Raw genomic sequence first — 18,160 nt, forward strand, 5'->3', positions numbered from 1 at the left:
CCATCCGCGAAGGCGGCCGTACCGTCGGCGCCGGCATCGTCGCGTCGATCGTCGAGTAACTTTCGAGTTATCCGCAATTATGAAGACCCCGCTGGAAACAGCGGGGTTTTTCATTTTCATGGCTTCCAGTAGGTTTAACGGGTGTTGTAAAAATATCGTTAAATTTGCCTGTCACAGTATTTTGTTCATCTCACGTTCAGAAACCGGTTTGTGATTGGGCCATTGTAGTCCAGACTCCTTCTTGCAAAGAGGAGAGCCCGGATGATTCCAAAGGCCACATTCGCTGCGACGATATTCGCGATGTATGTTTTCACGATGTTTTTCATCGCTGCAATTCCGCAAGAAGTTGTTCAGTCTGCCGTAGTGCAGATTGGCGAGGTAAGTGTCGTCAAGTGACGACCTTTGCCGAGCATCGCAGTGTTCTGCGATGATCGGAAATGATCGGCCAGGTGCTCCCGGATAGGATGCTCCTGGCGACGCGGGGGTGAACACTTGCATGACGCTCGCTTGCTCTTCGCGCGGAAGCGTCTATCTATGCCTCCGATTTCATGACGCGGAGGATATTCCATGAAGAGGCGTATTCTGTTCACGGGCGGTTCGGGCAAGGCAGGTCGCCATGCTGTGCCATGGCTCGTCAATGCGGGTTACGAGGTTCACAACCTCGATCTCGTGCCGCTGGATAGCCCCGGCGTCACCAATCTCATCGCCGACATCACCGATAGCGGTCAGGTCTTCAACGCGCTCTCGATGCATCGCGATTTCCCCGACCTCGATGCGGGCAGGGGCGTGCAACCCTTCGACGCCGTCGTGCATTTCGCCGCCATCCCGCGCATCCTGATCAAGCCCGATAACGAAACCTTCCGGATCAACACGATGGGCACCTATAATGTCATCGAGGCGGCGGTGAAGCTCGGCATCCGGAAGATCATCGTCGCATCGAGCGAGACGACCTACGGCGTCTGCTTCGCCGAAGGCCATCGCGATTTCCACCAGTTCCCGCTGGAGGAGGATTACGACGTCAATCCGATGGATTCCTACGGCCTTTCCAAGGTGGTCAACGAAAAGACGGCGCGCGCCTTTGCCGAACGTTCGGGCTTCGACATCTATGCGCTGCGCATCGGCAACGTCATCGAGCCTGACGAATACGAGAAGTTTCCGACCTATTTCGCCAATCCCGAGATGCGCAAGCGCATCGCCTGGAGCTATATCGACGCCCGCGACCTCGGGCAGATCTGCCATCTCTGCATCGAGAAGGACGGCCTCGGCTACCAGGTCTTCAACGCCGCCAACGACACGGTCTCGGCGAATACGCCATCGAAGGAGCTTGCCAAGCGATTCTTTCCGAATGTGCCCTTCACCCGCGAGATCGGCGAATATGAGGGCCTGCTCTCCAACCGCAAGATCCGCGAGGTGCTGGGTTTTAAGGAAGAGCACGATTGGCGGAAATATGTGAAGGTCTGAGCGGACCTTGGTCACGCGATTGAAAGCCGATCGCTCGCAATCAGGAGAATGGCTTTGAAAATCGAAAATCGTGCTTGCCAATCCCGTGCCGTGGTCTTAAAGGGAGCGCCATGCTTTTCAGCAGCGATTTGCGGGCCTTGGCCCAGGCGCTGAATGATCGGTATGAAGGGGTATAGCTCAGTTGGTAGAGCGGCGGTCTCCAAAACCGCAGGTCGTAGGTTCGAGCCCTACTGCCCCTGCCATTTTCCTTGATGCGGGACAGCGCGGACATGCTCGCGGCATTTCCGGCCGGGGATTGATTGGTGGTAAGTAATTTCGTTAAACTTCGGTTTCCCTCTTGTGTATTCGGAAATCGGTGTTTATTTAGGGTTCAACAGACACGCGGTGCGTGGGGCTGATAGTTTCAGCTTTACGCGCCGTAATTGCGTGGGCAGTCGATGGCATCCAAATCCAATCCGTTTGCGTTTCTGCAGCAGGTTCGCTCCGAGACGTCTAAAGTTACATGGCCGTCGCGCCGCGAGACCATGATCTCGACGGTCATGGTGCTGGTGATGGTGGTTTTCGCCGCGCTGTTTTTCTTTGCCGCTGACCAGCTGATCGGCTGGGCTCTGAGCTTCGTGCTGAATACCGGCAACTGATACGGGTGGAGATGAAAATGGCGGCACGTTGGTACATCGTCCACGCATATTCAAATTTTGAGAAGAAGGTGGCTGAAGACATCGAGAACAAGGCTCGCCAGAAGGGGCTTGAGCACCTGTTCGAGAAGATCCTCGTGCCGACTGAAAAGGTGGTGGAAGTGCGTCGCGGCCGCAAGGTCGATTCCGAGCGCAAGTTTTTCCCGGGCTATGTCATGGTTCGTGCCAATCTGACGGACGAAGCCTACCACCTGATCAAGAATACGCCGAAGGTCACAGGTTTCCTTGGCTCCGACAATAAGCCCGTTCCGATTCCGGATTATGAAGCCGAGCGCATTCTCGGCCAGGTTCAGGAAGGTGTCGAGCGGCCGAAGGCCTCCATTACCTTCGAGGTCGGCGAGCAGGTTCGCGTTTCCGACGGCCCGTTCGCATCGTTCAACGGCACGGTTCAGGATGTGGACGAAGAACGTTCGCGCCTGAAGGTAGAAGTGTCGATCTTCGGCCGCGCAACGCCGGTCGAGCTGGAATACGCTCAGGTCGAGAAGGTCTGATTGCAGAAACTGGAAGCTGGCCCTTGCGGCCTGTTTCCTGCGGACTTTGTCCGCACCCGCGTGGAAGGTGAGGGGTCTTAGCCGGACTCTAAGGATCCGCACCACGCAACCGCAGCCGCCGGAGAGATCCGGCATCACGGGTCGGGCGACCGGCCGTTCATGAAAGGCAGAGAGATATGGCTAAGAAAGTTGCAGGCCAGCTCAAGCTTCAGGTCAAGGCAGGATCGGCAAACCCGTCCCCGCCGATTGGTCCTGCGCTTGGTCAGCGTGGCATTAACATCATGGAATTCTGCAAGGCGTTTAATGCCGCCACGCAGGAAATGGAAAAGGGCATGCCGATTCCGGTCGTCATCACCTATTACCAGGACAAGTCCTTCACCTTCGCGATGAAGCAGCCGCCGGTCAGCTACTGGCTGAAGAAGGAAGCGAAGATCACATCCGGTTCCAAGACGCCCGGCAAGGGCGCCAAGGCCGGCTCCCTCACCAAGGCTCAGATCAAGTCGATCGCCGAAGCCAAGATGAAGGATCTGAACGCAGCGGATATCGAAGGTGCAATGGCGATGATCGAGGGCTCTGCCCGCGCCATGGGCCTGGAAGTGGTGGGTTAAGATCATGGCTGGTAAGCGCACGCAGAAGATCAACGAAGGTGTTGATCCCACCAAGCTCTACGCTCTGACCCTGGCCATCGGCATGGTCAAGGAACGGGCTGTCGCCAAGTTCGACGAAACCATCGAAGTCTCGATGAACCTCGGCGTCGACCCGCGCCATGCGGACCAGATGGTTCGCGGCGTCGTCAACCTACCGAACGGCACGGGCCGCACGGTTCGCGTCGCCGTCTTCGCTCGTGGCGCCAAGGCTGACGAAGCCAAGGCAGCCGGTGCCGATATCGTCGGCGCCGAAGACCTCGTCGAAATCGTCCAGGGCGGCAAGATCGAATTCGATCGCTGCATCGCCACCCCCGACATGATGCCGCTCGTCGGTCGTCTCGGTAAGGTTCTCGGTCCGCGCGGCATGATGCCGAACCCGAAGGTCGGCACCGTCACCATGGATGTCGCCGGAGCCGTCAAGGCTTCCAAGGGCGGTGCTGTCGAATTCCGCGTCGAGAAGGCTGGCATCGTCCACGCCGGCATCGGCAAGGCCTCTTTCGACGCCAAGGCTCTGGAAGAAAACATCCGCGCCTTTGCTGACGCCGTCATCAAGGCGAAGCCGGCTGGCGCCAAGGGCAACTACGTCAAGCGCGTGGCGATTTCCTCGACCATGGGCCCGGGCGTCAAGATCGAGCCCGGCTCGGTCACCGGTGCTCCGGCTGCGTAAGTTTATGGCCGGGCTTTAAGTCCGGCGACTGAATTTCCGGCCTCGCAAGGGGCCGGAATATTCCGGAGAAATCCGGAATCCTGTCCGAGATTGCAGGTGGTTTTCCCTTAATCACTTAGCCTGCATGAGACGGGTAAGACCCGAATTGCAAGAAGTTCGCTTCTAGGAACTCGGTTCGAGCCTTGGATGCCTTGTGCCTCTTTAGCCTTGATTGGCGCGAGAGCGCGGGGGGGGCAGGATCCTCAAGCGTCGCTTGGGATCTCTCATGATCCCAGGAGGCAAAAGGCAACCGGCGGGCCCATTTTCGGTCCCGCCAACTGGAGATAGGCAGTGGAAAGAGCGGAAAAACGCGAATTCGTCACGGAACTGAACGAAGTCTTCAAGGCTTCGGGCTCAGTTGTCGTGGCCCACTATGCTGGTGCCACAGTCGCGCAGATGAACGATTTTCGTTCGAAGATGCGCGCAGCTGGCGGCACCGTCAAAGTCGCGAAGAACCGCCTGGCCAAAATTGCCCTTCAGGGTACGGAAGCGGAAGGGATGTCCAATCTCTTCAAGGGTCAGACGCTGATTGCGTACAGCACCGATCCGATCACCGCTCCGAAGGTCGTCATGGATTTCGCCAAGACCAATGACAAGATCATTGTTCTGGGCGGCGCCATGGGAACAACCACGCTCAACGCCGATGCAGTCAAGTCGCTTGCGACCCTGCCTTCGCTCGATGAGCTGCGTGCGAAGCTGCTGGGCATGATCCAGACACCGGCTACCCGCATCGCTGGGGTTGTTGCAGCACCGGCAAGCCAGCTTGCCCGCGTGTTTGCGGCCTACGCCAAGAAGGACGAAGCCGCGTAAGGCGGTTTTTCGCTGTTTATAATCAACCGGTTCGAACCGAACAAAAGGAACTAGTAAAATGGCTGATCTCGCAAAGATCGTTGACGACCTCTCCTCGCTGACCGTTCTGGAAGCTGCAGAACTGTCGAAGCTTCTCGAAGAAAAGTGGGGCGTTTCCGCTGCTGCTCCGGTAGCTGTTGCTGCCGCTGCCGGCGGTGCTGCTGCTGCTGTCGTTGAAGAAGAAAAGACTGAATTCGACGTCATCCTCGTCGAAGCTGGTGCCAACAAGATCAACGTCATCAAGGAAGTCCGCGCCATCACTGGTCTCGGCCTCAAGGAAGCCAAGGATCTCGTTGAAGCCGCTCCGAAGGCTGTCAAGGAAGGCGTCAACAAGGCTGAAGCCGCTGACATCAAGAAGAAGCTTGAAGACGCTGGCGCCAAGGCCGACGTCAAGTAATCTTGAACTGCTTTTGGGAGGCAGTATCTCTACTGCCTCCCATTTGCCGTTTTTTTGAACGAATTACCCAAAAGCCGCGTCAAAACGGCTTTTGGGTAATGGGTTCTTCAAAAGGATGGTCTCGCACCGAGGGCAGCACAGCAATCCGAGCTGAGCGTTTTCTGGGGTCGGACGAGATTGAACTACTCATTGATTGACGGGATCGACTGGCCATCGGTTCCCGTCCGTTGCAGGCCCGGGTGCAAGATTTTGAAGGAGCGACGATGGCTCAGACCCTTTCGTTCAATGGTCGCAGGCGCGTACGCAAGTTTTTTGGTAAGATCCCCGAAGTCGCAGAAATGCCGAACCTCATCGAGGTTCAGAAGGCGTCCTACGACCAGTTTCTGATGGTTGAAGAGCCGAAGGGCGGCCGACCCGACGAGGGTCTTCAGGCCGTTTTCAAGTCGGTTTTCCCGATCACCGATTTCTCCGGCGCATCCATGCTGGAATTCGTGTCCTATGAGTTCGAACCGCCGAAGTTCGACGTTGACGAATGCCGTCAGCGCGACCTGACCTATGCCGCGCCCCTGAAGGTGACGCTGCGCCTCATCGTGTTCGATATCGACGAGGATACCGGCGCGAAGTCGATCAAGGACATCAAGGAACAGTCCGTTTACATGGGCGACATGCCGCTCATGACCAATAACGGCACGTTCATTGTCAACGGCACCGAGCGCGTCATCGTTTCCCAGATGCACCGTTCGCCGGGCGTCTTCTTCGACCACGACAAGGGCAAGAGCCATTCTTCCGGCAAGCTGCTCTTTGCTGCGCGCGTCATCCCCTATCGCGGTTCCTGGCTCGATATCGAATTCGACGCCAAGGACATCGTCTACGCCCGCATCGACCGCCGCCGCAAGATCCCTGTGACGTCGCTGCTGATGGCGCTCGGCATGGACGGCGAGGAAATCCTCGACACCTTCTACACGAAGTCGCTCTACAAGCGCGACGGCGAAGGCTGGCGCATTCCCTTCAAGCCGGAAACGCTGAAAGGTGCCAAGGCGATCACCGAGATGGTCGACGCCGACACCGGCGAAGTCGTTGTGGAAGCCGGCAAGAAGCTGACCCCGCGCCTGCTGCGCCAGCTTTCCGACAAGGGCCTGAAGGCACTCAAGGCCGCCGACGACGATCTTTACGGCAACTATCTTGCCGGCGACATCGTCAACTACTCGACGGGTGAGATCTACCTCGAGGCCGGCGACGAAATCGACGAGAAGACGCTTGGCATCATCCTGGCGAACGGCTTCGACGAGATCCCGGTTCTCGGCATCGACCATATCAATGTCGGCGCCTATATCCGCAACACGCTGACAGCCGACAAGAACGAGAACCGTCAGGACGCTCTGTTCGACATCTACCGCGTCATGCGTCCGGGTGAGCCGCCGACCATGGAATCGGCCGAAGCCATGTTCAACTCGCTGTTCTTCGATGCGGAGCGTTACGACCTCTCCGCCGTCGGCCGCGTCAAGATGAACATGCGCCTCGACCTGACCGTCGAAGACACTGTCCGCATCCTGCGCAAGGACGACATCCTGGCCGTGGTCAGGATGCTGGTCGAACTGCGCGACGGCAAGGGCGAGATCGACGACATCGATAACCTCGGCAACCGCCGCGTCCGTTCGGTCGGCGAGCTGATGGAAAACCAGTACCGTCTCGGCCTGCTGCGCATGGAGCGCGCGATCAAGGAACGCATGTCCTCGATCGAGATCGACACGGTCATGCCGCAGGATCTGATCAACGCCAAGCCGGCAGCTGCTGCCGTGCGCGAATTCTTCGGTTCCTCGCAGCTCTCGCAGTTCATGGACCAGGTCAACCCGCTCTCGGAAATCACCCACAAGCGCCGTCTTTCGGCTCTTGGCCCGGGCGGTCTGACCCGTGAGCGCGCCGGCTTCGAAGTCCGCGACGTGCATCCGACCCACTATGGCCGCATCTGCCCGATCGAAACGCCGGAAGGCCCGAACATCGGTCTCATCAACTCGCTTGCGACCTTTGCCCGCGTCAACAAGTACGGCTTCATCGAAAGCCCGTACCGCCGCATCGTCGACGGCAAGGTGACGAGCGACGTGCTCTACCTCTCCGCCATGGAGGAGGCGAAGTACTACGTCGCCCAGGCCAATGCCGAGATGAACGCTGACGGTTCCTTCGTCGACGAATTCGTCGTTTGCCGTCATGCCGGCGAAGTCATGCTCGCCCCGCGCGACAGCATGAACCTGATGGACGTCTCGCCGAAGCAGGTCGTTTCGGTCGCAGCCGCGCTCATCCCGTTCCTGGAAAACGACGACGCCAACCGCGCGCTCATGGGCTCGAACATGCAGCGTCAGGCAGTGCCGCTGCTGCGTGCCGAAGCGCCGTTCGTCGGGACCGGCATGGAGCCGGTCGTTGCCCGTGACTCCGGCGCCGCCATCGGCGCGCGCCGCGGCGGCGTGGTCGACCAGGTCGACGCGACGCGTATCGTTATCCGCGCCACGGAAGACCTCGAAGCCGGCAAGTCCGGCGTCGACATCTACCGCCTGCAGAAGTTCCAGCGTTCGAACCAGAACACCTGCGTCAACCAGCGTCCGCTGGTCACCGTCGGTGACGAGGTCAACCGCGGCGACATCCTCGCCGACGGCCCGTCGACTGATCTCGGCGACCTGGCCCTCGGCCGCAACGCGCTCGTCGCGTTCATGCCCTGGAACGGCTACAACTACGAAGACTCGATCCTGCTCTCCGAGCGTATCGTTGCCGACGACGTGTTCACCTCCATCCACATCGAAGAATTCGAAGTGATGGCGCGTGACACCAAGCTTGGTCCTGAGGAAATCACACGCGATATTCCGAACGTTTCGGAAGAAGCGCTGAAGAACCTCGACGAAGCCGGCATCGTCTATATCGGCGCCGAAGTTCAGCCGGGCGATATCCTCGTCGGCAAGATCACCCCGAAGGGCGAAAGCCCGATGACGCCGGAAGAAAAGCTTCTGCGCGCCATCTTCGGCGAAAAGGCCTCCGACGTGCGCGATACCTCCATGCGCATGCCGCCCGGCACCTACGGCACCATCGTCGAAGTTCGTGTCTTCAACCGCCACGGCGTTGAAAAGGACGAGCGCGCGATGGCGATCGAGCGCGAAGAGATCGAGCGTCTGGCAAAGGACCGCGACGACGAGCAGGCGATCCTCGACCGTAACGTCTACGGCCGTCTGATCGAGATGCTGCGCGGCCAGGCTTCCATTGCCGGCCCGAAGGGCTTCAAGAAGGGAGCTGAGCTTTCGAACGCCGTCGTCTCCGAATATCCCCGCTCACAGTGGTGGATGTTCGCGGTCGAAGACGAAAAGGTCCAGAGCGAGCTCGAAGCGCTCCGCGGTCAGTACGACGAATCCAAGTCGCGCCTCGAACAGCGCTTCATGGATAAAGTCGAAAAGGTCCAGCGCGGCGATGAAATGCCTCCTGGCGTCATGAAGATGGTCAAGGTCTTTGTCGCCGTAAAGCGCAAGATCCAGCCGGGCGACAAGATGGCCGGCCGTCACGGGAACAAGGGCGTCGTTTCGCGCATTGTGCCGGTGGAGGACATGCCGTTCCTCGAAGACGGCACGCATGTCGACGTCGTTCTGAACCCACTCGGCGTGCCTTCGCGCATGAACGTCGGCCAGATCCTGGAAACGCATCTCGGTTGGGCTTGCGCCGGCATGGGACGCCAGATCGGCGAACTGATCGACGCATACAAGGCCAACGGCAACATTGAGCCGCTGCGCAAGACCATCGGCGATGTCGTCGGTGCCGGCCCCAAGGCCGAGCAGGTGCATGAGTTCGACGACGACTCGGTTCTGCGTCTCGCCGACCAGTGGAAGCGTGGCGTTTCGATTGCGACGCCTGTTTTCGACGGTGCGAACGAAGCCGACGTCAACGACATGCTGCGTCTGGCAGGTCTCAAGGATACTGGTCAGTCGACGCTCTATGACGGCCGTACGGGCGAGCAGTTCGACCGCCAGGTGACCGTGGGCTACATCTACATGCTGAAGCTCAACCACCTGGTCGACGACAAGATCCATGCCCGTTCGATCGGACCTTACTCGCTCGTGACCCAGCAGCCGCTGGGCGGCAAGGCGCAGTTCGGTGGCCAGCGCTTCGGCGAAATGGAAGTCTGGGCGCTCGAAGCATACGGCGCGGCCTACACGCTGCAGGAAATGCTGACGGTGAAGTCGGACGACGTCGCCGGCCGCACCAAGGTCTACGAAGCCATCGTCCGCGGAGACGACACGTTCGAAGCCGGTATTCCGGAAAGCTTCAACGTTCTCGTCAAGGAAATGCGCTCGCTGGGCCTCAGCGTCGAACTCGAGAACACCAAGCTTGACGAGGCGCAGGCAGCTCAGCTGCCCGACGCGGCCGAGTAAGCACTTGATAGGGCGTGCGCTGCCAATGCGGCGCACGCCGGTCCCGCCGGGCGCCGTATCCGTGTCGGCCCGGAAGGGAAGTTTCGCCGCATCTAGCGGTTATTCTCGTTTAAGCGAGGGAGGCGGCTCCCGGGAATTTGCCGCCGACCATCGCATTTTAAGGGCGCTTTAGCCCATGAAGGAGACAGGCATGAACCAAGAGGTCATGAATCTTTTCAATCCGCAGGTGCCTGCACAGAATTTCGATTCTATTCGGATTTCGATCGCGTCTCCGGAGAAGATCCTCTCCTGGTCTTACGGTGAGATCAAGAAGCCGGAAACCATCAACTACCGTACGTTCAAGCCGGAACGCGACGGTCTGTTCTGCGCGCGCATCTTCGGGCCGATCAAGGACTACGAATGCCTGTGCGGCAAGTACAAGCGCATGAAGTACAAGGGCATCATCTGCGAAAAGTGCGGCGTCGAAGTCACGCTCTCGCGCGTTCGCCGCGAGCGCATGGGCCATATCGAGCTCGCCGCTCCCGTTGCCCACATCTGGTTCCTGAAGTCGCTGCCATCACGCATTTCGACGCTACTCGACATGACGCTGAAGGATGTCGAGCGCGTCCTCTACTTCGAAAACTACATCGTCACCGAGCCGGGCCTGACCGCCCTGAAGGAGCACCAGCTCCTCTCGGAAGAAGAGTACATGCTCGCCGTCGACGAATACGGCGAAGACCAGTTCACCGCGATGATCGGCGCCGAGGCGATCTACGAGATGCTGGCCTCGATGAACCTCGAGAAGATCGCTGGCGACCTGCGCGCCGAGCTTGCCGACACCACGTCGGATCTCAAGCAGAAGAAGCTGATGAAGCGCCTGAAGATCGTCGAGAACTTCATGGAGTCGGGCAATCGTCCGGAATGGATGATCATGAAGGTCGTTCCGGTCATCCCGCCGGACCTGCGTCCGCTGGTTCCGCTCGACGGCGGCCGTTTCGCGACGTCGGATCTGAACGATCTGTATCGCCGCGTCATCAACCGTAACAACCGTCTGAAGCGCCTGATCGAGCTTCGTGCGCCTGGCATCATCATCCGCAATGAAAAGCGCATGTTGCAGGAATCCGTTGACGCGCTGTTCGACAACGGCCGCCGCGGCCGTGTCATCACCGGCGCCAACAAGCGTCCGCTGAAGTCGCTCTCCGACATGCTGAAGGGCAAGCAGGGCCGCTTCCGCCAGAACCTGCTCGGCAAGCGCGTCGACTATTCCGGCCGTTCGGTCATCGTCACCGGTCCGGAACTGAAGCTGCACCAGTGCGGCCTGCCGAAGAAGATGGCGCTCGAGCTCTTCAAGCCGTTCATCTATGCCCGCCTCGACGCTAAGGGTTACTCCTCGACCGTCAAGCAGGCCAAGAAGCTGGTCGAAAAGGAAAAGCCGGAAGTCTGGGATATCCTCGACGAGGTTATCCGCGAGCATCCGGTTCTCTTGAACCGCGCACCGACGCTGCACCGCCTGGGCATCCAGGCCTTCGAACCTACCCTGGTCGAAGGCAAGGCGATCCAGCTGCATCCGCTCGTCTGCACGGCGTTCAACGCCGACTTCGATGGTGACCAGATGGCCGTTCACGTGCCGCTGTCGCTCGAAGCCCAGCTCGAAGCCCGCGTGCTGATGATGTCGACCAACAACATCCTGCATCCAGCCAACGGCGCGCCGATCATCGTTCCCTCGCAGGACATGGTTCTCGGCCTCTACTATCTGTCGATCCTCAATCAGAACGAGCCGGGCGAAGGCATGGCCTTCTCCGATCTCGGCGAGCTGCATCACGCCCTCGAAAGCAAAGTCGTGACGCTGCACACCAAGATCCGCGGCCGTTTCAAGTCGGTCGACGAGGATGGCAAGCCTTACTCGAAGATCTATGAGACGACGCCTGGCCGTCTGCTCATCGGTGAACTGTTGCCGAAGAACGGCAAGGTGCCCTTCGATATCTGCAACCAGGAAATGACCAAGAAGAACATCTCGAAGATGATCGACACGGTCTATCGCCATTGTGGCCAGAAGGACACGGTCATTTTCTGCGACCGCATCATGCAGCTCGGCTTCTCCCACGCCTGCCGCGCCGGCATTTCGTTCGGCAAGGACGACATGGTCATTCCGGATGCCAAGGCCAAGATCGTTGCCGACACCGAAAATCTGGTGAAGGAATACGAGCAGCAGTACAATGATGGCCTCATCACCCAGGGCGAGAAGTACAACAAGGTTGTCGACGCCTGGGGCAAGGCGACCGAAAAGGTCGCTGAAGAGATGATGGCCCGCATCAAGGCGGTCGAATTCGACGAGAAGACCGGTCGCCAGAAGCCGATGAACTCGATCTACATGATGAGCCACTCCGGTGCCCGCGGTTCTCCGAACCAGATGCGCCAGCTGGGCGGCATGCGTGGCCTGATGGCCAAGCCGTCGGGCGAAATCATCGAGACCCCGATCATCTCGAACTTCAAGGAAGGCCTGACCGTCAACGAGTACTTCAACTCGACGCACGGTGCCCGTAAGGGTCTGGCAGACACCGCCCTGAAGACCGCCAACTCCGGCTACCTGACGCGCCGTCTCGTCGACGTCGCGCAGGATTGCATCGTCACGCATGTCGATTGCGGAACGCAGACTGGCCTCACCATGACCGCCATCGTCGATGCCGGCCAGGTGGTTGCTTCGATCGGCGCCCGTATCCTCGGCCGCACGGCACTCGACGACATCGATCATCCGGTCACCGGTGAGCGTATCGTCGATGCCGGCAAGATGATCCTCGAGCCCGACGTCGTCGAAATCGAGAAGGCCGGCATCCAGTCGATCCGCATCCGCTCGGCGCTGACCTGCGAAATCCAGACGGGCGTCTGCTCGGTCTGCTACGGCCGCGACCTCGCGCGCGGTACGCCGGTCAATATGGGCGAAGCCGTCGGCGTCATCGCTGCTCAGTCGATCGGCGAGCCGGGCACCCAGCTCACCATGCGTACCTTCCACCTTGGCGGTACGGCAACCGTGGTCGACCAGTCGTTCCTCGAAGCCTCGTATGAAGGTACGGTGCAGATCAAGAACCGCAACATCCTGCGCAACTCCGATGGCAACCTCGTTGCCATGGGCCGCAACATGACCGTCCAGATCCTGGACGAACGTGGTGTAGAGCGGTCGTCGCAGCGTGTGGCATACGGTTCGAAGCTGCACGTCGACGAAGGCGACAAGGTCAAGCGCGGCCAGCGTCTGGCAGAGTGGGACCCCTACACCCGTCCGATGATGACGGAAGTGGCCGGTACCGTTCAGTTTGAAGATCTGGTCGATGGTCTCTCCGTTCTGGAAGCGACCGACGAATCGACCGGCATCACCAAGCGTCAGGTCATCGATTGGCGTTCGACCCCGCGTGGCTCGGACCTCAAGCCGGCGATCGTCGTCAAGGACGCCAGTGGCAATATCGCGAAGCTGTCCCGTGGCGGTGACGCCCGCTTCCTGCTCTCGGTCGATGCGATCCTGTCGGTCGAGCCGGGCACGAAGGTCTCCCAGGGTGACGTTCTCGCGCGTTCGCCGCTCGAAAGCGCCAAGACCAAGGACATCACCGGCGGTCTGCCGCGTGTTGCCGAATTGTTCGAAGCCCGCCGTCCGAAGGACCACGCCATCATCGCAGAGATCGATGGTACGATCCGCCTCGGCCGCGACTACAAGAACAAGCGTCGCGTCATCATCGAGCCGGCGGAAGACGGTGTCGAGCCTGTCGAATACCTGATCCCGAAGGGCAAGCCCTTCCACCTTCAGGAAGGCGACTATATCGAAAAGGGTGACTACATCCTCGACGGTAACCCGGCTCCGCACGACATTCTGGCAATCAAGGGCGTGGAGGCTCTGGCCTCCTACCTCGTCAACGAGATCCAGGAAGTCTACCGCCTGCAGGGCGTTGTCATCAACGACAAGCACATCGAGGTGATTGTCCGTCAGATGCTGCAGAAGGTGGAAATCACCGATGCAGGCGACTCGACCTATATCGTCGGCGACAATGTCGACCGGATCGAGCTCGAAGACGTCAACGATCACCTGATCGAGCAGGGCAAGAAGCCAGCCTACGGCGACCCTGTTCTTCTCGGCATCACCAAGGCATCGCTGCAGACCCCGTCCTTCATCTCGGCCGCGTCCTTCCAGGAAACGACCAAGGTGCTGACGGAAGCTGCAATCGCCGGCAAGACGGACGGCCTGCAGGGTCTGAAGGAAAACGTCATCGTCGGCCGCCTCATCCCGGCTGGTACCGGCGGCACCATGACCCAGATCCGTCGCATCGCCACGTCGCGCGACGAGATGATCCTCGAAGAGCGCCGCAAGGGCACCGGTGCTGCCGTCGCCACGCCGATGCTGCAGGACATGGCCGAAAAAGCTCCGGCTGCGGAATAATCCGCGGCCGAAGTCGATGAATTGAAAAACCGCCCGGAGCGATCCGGGCGGTTTTCGTTTTTTGTCTGCTCTGATTGGCCTGGCGGGGAGGGAGGGCGCTGCTTTCCACTTGCGCTGGCAGTGGCGACCGGCGCGAGCGGCGGCTCCCTTCAGTTGAACCGGATGATCGCGACTTCGCCTTCGACGGCGCCCTGGTAGGCAGATGCGTGCGGCTCTTCGGCCGGGATCTCGGTCAGCATGCCGATCTGGTCGAGATCGGCCTCGATGAAGCCTTCCTCGGCAAGAGCGTTCAAGGCCTCGCGTACGGCAGTGTCGTCGTCAGGCGCCTTCAGCATGATGTGCAGGTCGATGCCTTCGCTGGCGTCCGACTCGTAGCCCTTGCCGATGATGATGAAGATCATCGGGCCGTCGAAATTATTGTCGTTATCAGGTGTCGTGATCATCGCCTGTCCTTCGGCTCTTTGACGATTCGGTCGCTCGAATCCTGCTGTGAGGGCCGAACGCCGCAAATGCTGATTCCTTAACTGCTTTTGCTGCAATGCCCAAGTTTTTATCTTGGTGCACAGCCGTGAATGCGTCTAGAAGAATGAAACAGGGCGTTCGGCCGGCATATCAAGGCGATACGGCGAGTTTATTTCTTAACCGGCCTTGACGAGACGGGTGGAAACCAGTAGTACCCCGGCCATCAGATCCCATGTGAGGCTTGGCTGTTCGGGGCGACGCGCCCTGAAGTTCACCTCAAACAAGGTTCTAAACGCACGTTGAAGTCATGATGCTGCACGCACGACGCATATTCTATGCGTCCTCTGCTCCTTGTGGTCCATCTGCGGAAGCGGATCGGGCCATATTTTGCGCATTGACGGAAAGCGTACGTCACTGCCGGAGACGGCGCGAGTTCAAGCCCGCAAGGGTACTGAGATAAACGTAAGGGATGGTTGAATGCCTACCGTAAACCAGCTGATCCGCAAGCCTCGCCAGGCGAACGTAAAGCGTAACAAGGTTCCTGCACTCCAGGAGAACCCGCAGAAGCGCGGCGTTTGCACGCGCGTTTACACGACGACGCCGAAGAAGCCGAACTCGGCTCTGCGTAAGGTCGCAAAGATCCGCCTGACCAACGGCTTCGAAGTCATTGGTTACATCCCCGGCGAAGGTCACAACCTTCAGGAACACTCCGTCGTCATGATCCGTGGCGGCCGCGTCAAGGACCTTCCGGGTGTCCGTTATCACATCATCCGCGGCGTTCTCGATACCCAGGGTGTCAAGAACCGCAAGCAGCGCCGCTCCAAGTACGGCGCGAAGCGTCCGAAGTAATTCGGTTTTGAATAATCCGGCGCTGCGCGAGGTCCTCCGCGTCATGAAGCGCCTTAACGGTTGAAGAGACAAAAGTATGTCCAGACGTCATAAAGCAGAAAAGCGCGAGATCAATCCGGATCCGAAGTTCGGCGATCTCGTCGTCACCAAGTTCATGAATGCCATCATGCTCGACGGCAAGAAGTCCGTTGCTGAAAACATCGTCTACGGTGCGTTTGACGTAGTTCACGGCAAGTCCAAGCAGGAGCCGCTCACGGTTTTCCATTCTGCGCTTGAGAACATTGCTCCGCACGTTGAAGTCCGCTCGCGTCGTGTCGGTGGTGCGACCTATCAGGTCCCCGTCGACGTTCGTCCGGAGCGCCGCCAGGCTCTTGCTATTCGCTGGCTGATCGCTGCTGCCCGTAAGCGCAATGAAACGACAATGGTTGACCGCCTTTCCGGCGAACTGCTCGATGCGTCCAACAACCGCGGCTCCGCCGTCAAGAAGCGCGAAGACACGCACAAGATGGCTGATGCCAACCGCGCGTTCTCGCACTATCGCTGGTAATTCCGAACGGTATCGAAAGGCAGTCCACAATGGCTCGCGAATATAAGATCGAAGACTACCGCAATTTCGGTATCATGGCGCATATCGACGCCGGCAAGACCACGACCACCGAGCGTATTCTTTATTACACCGGCAAGTCGCACAAGATCGGCGAAGTTCACGACGGCGCAGCCACGATGGACTGGATGGAGCAGGAGCAGGAGCGTGGCATCACGATCACCTCTGCTGCCACCACGACCTTCTGGAAGGGTCGTGACGGCAAAATGCGCCGCTTCAACATCATCGACACTCCCGGCCACGTCGACTTCACCATTGAAGTCGAGCGTTCGCTGCGCGTTCTCGACGGCGCCATCGCGCTGCTCGACGCCAACGCCGGTGTAGAGCCGCAGACGGAAACCGTCTGGCGCCAGGCTGAGAAGTACAATGTCCCGCGGATGATCTTCTGCAACAAGATGGACAAGACCGGCGCGGACTTCTACCGCTCCGTCGAGATGATCAAGACCCGTCTCGGTGCAACGGCTGTCGTCATGCAGCTGCCGATCGGTGCAGAAACCGAATTCAAGGGCGTCATCGACCTGGTCGAAATGAACGCACTCATCTGGCGCGACGAGTCGCTCGGCGCCCAGTGGGACGTCGTCGAGATCCCCGAGGACATGAAGGCCAAGGCTGAAGAATATCGCGAAAAGCTGATCGAGACGGTCGTCGACATCGACGAAGCCGCCACCGAAGCTTACCTCGAAGGCATTCTGCCGGACAACGATCAGATCCGCGCACTGGTTCGCCGCGGCACGATCGACGTCAAGTTCCACCCGATGTTCTGCGGCACCGCCTTCAAGAACAAGGGCGTGCAGCCGCTGCTCGACGCCGTTGTCGACTATCTGCCGTCGCCGATGGACATCCCGGCGATCAAGGGCATCGACTTCAAGACGGAAGCCGAAATCGAGCGTCATGCCGATGACAGCGAGCCGCTTTCCATGCTCGCCTTCAAGATCATGAACGACCCCTTTGTCGGTTCGCTGACCTTTGCCCGCATCTACTCCGGCAAGCTTGAAAAGGGCGCGTCGGTCATCAACACGGTCAAGGACAAGCGCGAGCGCGTCGGCCGTATGCTGCAGATGCACTCCAACTCGCGTGAAGACATCGAAGAAGCCTTCGCAGGTGACATCGTCGCTCTCGCCGGCCTCAAGGAAACCACGACGGGCGACACGCTCTGCGATCCGCTGAAGCCGGTTATCCTCGAGCGCATGGAATTCCCGGAGCCGGTCATTCAGATCGCCATCGAGCCGAAGACCAAGGGCGACCAGGAAAAGATGGGCCTCGCGCTCAACCGCCTGGCTGCTGAAGATCCGTCCTTCCGCGTCAAGACCGACCAGGAATCTGGCCAGACCATCATCGCCGGCATGGGCGAACTGCATCTCGACATCATCGTCGACCGCATGCGTCGTGAATTCAAGGTTGAAGCAACTGTCGGCGCGCCGCAGGTTGCCTATCGCGAAACCATCACCCGGACGCATGAAGAAGACTACACGCACAAGAAGCAGTCCGGTGGTACCGGCCAGTTCGCGCGCGTCAAGATCGTCTTCGAACCGAACCCGGACGGCGACGAATTCAAGTTCGAATCGAAGATCGTCGGCGGTGCCGTTCCGAAGGAATACATCCCCGGCGTCCAGAAGGGCATCGAAAGCGTTCTGTCTTCGGGTCCGCTCGCCGGCTTCCCGATGCTCGGGGTTAAGGCGACCCTCATCGACGGCGCATTCCACGACGTCGACTCCTCGGTTCTCGCCTTCGAAATCGCATCGCGTGCCTGCTTCCGTGAAGCAGCCAAGAAGGCCGGCGCTCAGCTGCTCGAGCCGATGATGAAGGTCGAAGTCGTCACCCCGGAAGATTATGTTGGCGACGTCATCGGCGACCTGAACTCCCGTCGCGGTCAGATCCAGGGCCAGGAAAGCCGCGGTATCGCCGTCGTCATCAACGCGAACGTCCCGCTCGCGAACATGTTCAAATACGTCGACAACCTGCGCTCCATGTCCCAGGGCCGCGCCCAGTACACGATGACCTTCGATCACTATTCGCCGGTCCCGTCGAACGTCGCAACTGAAATCCAGGCAAAGTATTCCGGTCAGAAGTGACCGGAATACCAATTGACCGATAACAAGAATTAGATCCCCTCGGGGACTAGCAAAACGGAGACCCGAAAATGGGAAAGAGTAAGTTTGAGCGCAACAAGCCGCACGTCAACATTGGCACGATTGGC

Annotated in this window: 14 protein-coding genes and 1 tRNA gene; 14 read left to right on the plus strand and 1 reads right to left on the minus strand. The window is 59.4% G+C overall.

Translation table 11 applies throughout. The features are described 5' to 3' along the window. Positions 1-261 precede the first annotated feature (261 nt). From G9X64_RS37005 to rpoC, 11 genes are all read left to right on the plus strand, one after another. Complete coding sequence (locus tag G9X64_RS37005) at positions 262-396, plus strand: hypothetical protein (protein ID WP_003547509.1); 135 nt, start codon at positions 262-264, stop codon at positions 394-396. Positions 397-567: 171 nt separating this feature from the next. Next, a complete protein-coding gene (locus G9X64_RS15335; protein ID WP_017960033.1) occupies positions 568-1,461 on the plus strand; it encodes an NAD-dependent epimerase/dehydratase family protein in 894 nt (297 codons plus the stop codon). A 166-nt stretch (positions 1,462-1,627) separates the two neighbouring features. After that, positions 1,628-1,703: transfer RNA gene (locus G9X64_RS15340), tRNA-Trp, on the plus strand. A 195-nt stretch (positions 1,704-1,898) separates the two neighbouring features. Beyond that, positions 1,899-2,099, plus strand: coding sequence for a preprotein translocase subunit SecE (gene secE / locus G9X64_RS15345; protein ID WP_003547514.1), 201 nt, complete (start codon positions 1,899-1,901; stop codon positions 2,097-2,099). A 17-nt stretch (positions 2,100-2,116) separates the two neighbouring features. After that, positions 2,117-2,647, plus strand: coding sequence for a transcription termination/antitermination protein NusG (gene nusG, locus G9X64_RS15350; protein WP_171376886.1), 531 nt, complete (start codon positions 2,117-2,119; stop codon positions 2,645-2,647). Positions 2,648-2,823: 176 nt separating this feature from the next. After that, a complete protein-coding gene (rplK, locus tag G9X64_RS15355; RefSeq protein WP_003547518.1) occupies positions 2,824-3,255 on the plus strand; it encodes a 50S ribosomal protein L11 in 432 nt (143 codons plus the stop codon). 4 nt (positions 3,256-3,259) lie between these two features. Next, entirely contained in the window at positions 3,260-3,961 is a 702-nt protein-coding gene (gene rplA / locus G9X64_RS15360) for a 50S ribosomal protein L1 (protein WP_003547520.1), read from the plus strand. A 330-nt stretch (positions 3,962-4,291) separates the two neighbouring features. Continuing rightward, positions 4,292-4,810, plus strand: a complete 519-nt coding sequence (gene rplJ, locus G9X64_RS15365; RefSeq protein ID WP_003547522.1) for a 50S ribosomal protein L10 — start codon at positions 4,292-4,294, stop codon at positions 4,808-4,810. Positions 4,811-4,868: 58 nt separating this feature from the next. Then, complete coding sequence (gene rplL / locus G9X64_RS15370; protein WP_003547523.1) at positions 4,869-5,246, plus strand: 50S ribosomal protein L7/L12; 378 nt, start codon at positions 4,869-4,871, stop codon at positions 5,244-5,246. 263 nt (positions 5,247-5,509) lie between these two features. Further along, complete coding sequence (rpoB, locus tag G9X64_RS15375) at positions 5,510-9,649, plus strand: DNA-directed RNA polymerase subunit beta (protein WP_168313482.1); 4,140 nt, start codon at positions 5,510-5,512, stop codon at positions 9,647-9,649. Positions 9,650-9,839: 190 nt separating this feature from the next. Further along, the gene (gene rpoC, locus G9X64_RS15380; protein WP_168313483.1) at positions 9,840-14,048 is read left to right on the plus strand and encodes a DNA-directed RNA polymerase subunit beta'; all 4,209 of its coding nucleotides are present in this window, start codon (positions 9,840-9,842) and stop codon (positions 14,046-14,048) included. 149 nt (positions 14,049-14,197) lie between these two features. On the opposite strand, the gene G9X64_RS15385 is transcribed toward rpoC, so the two are convergent. Continuing rightward, positions 14,198-14,491 (minus strand): hypothetical protein, encoded by a 294-nt coding sequence (locus G9X64_RS15385; RefSeq protein WP_011651421.1) that lies wholly within the window; start codon positions 14,489-14,491, stop codon positions 14,198-14,200. A gap of 496 nt (positions 14,492-14,987) precedes the next feature. Here G9X64_RS15385 and rpsL point away from each other — a divergent pair, with 496 nt between their 5' ends. The 3 genes from rpsL to fusA all read left to right on the plus strand — a co-directional run bounded on the left by rpsL (position 14,988) and on the right by fusA (position 18,035). Continuing rightward, positions 14,988-15,359: a 30S ribosomal protein S12 gene (gene rpsL / locus G9X64_RS15390; RefSeq protein ID WP_003547537.1), complete on the plus strand. Its 372-nt coding sequence runs from the start codon at positions 14,988-14,990 to the stop codon at positions 15,357-15,359. A 76-nt stretch (positions 15,360-15,435) separates the two neighbouring features. Further along, positions 15,436-15,906, plus strand: a complete 471-nt coding sequence (gene rpsG / locus G9X64_RS15395; protein ID WP_003547538.1) for a 30S ribosomal protein S7 — start codon at positions 15,436-15,438, stop codon at positions 15,904-15,906. Positions 15,907-15,935: 29 nt separating this feature from the next. Next, positions 15,936-18,035, plus strand: a complete 2,100-nt coding sequence (fusA, locus tag G9X64_RS15400) for an elongation factor G (RefSeq protein WP_168313484.1) — start codon at positions 15,936-15,938, stop codon at positions 18,033-18,035. Positions 18,036-18,160: the final 125 nt, after the last annotated feature.

This window comes from Rhizobium sophorae (assembly GCF_013087515.1).
Lineage (GTDB): Bacteria > Pseudomonadota > Alphaproteobacteria > Rhizobiales > Rhizobiaceae > Rhizobium > Rhizobium sophorae.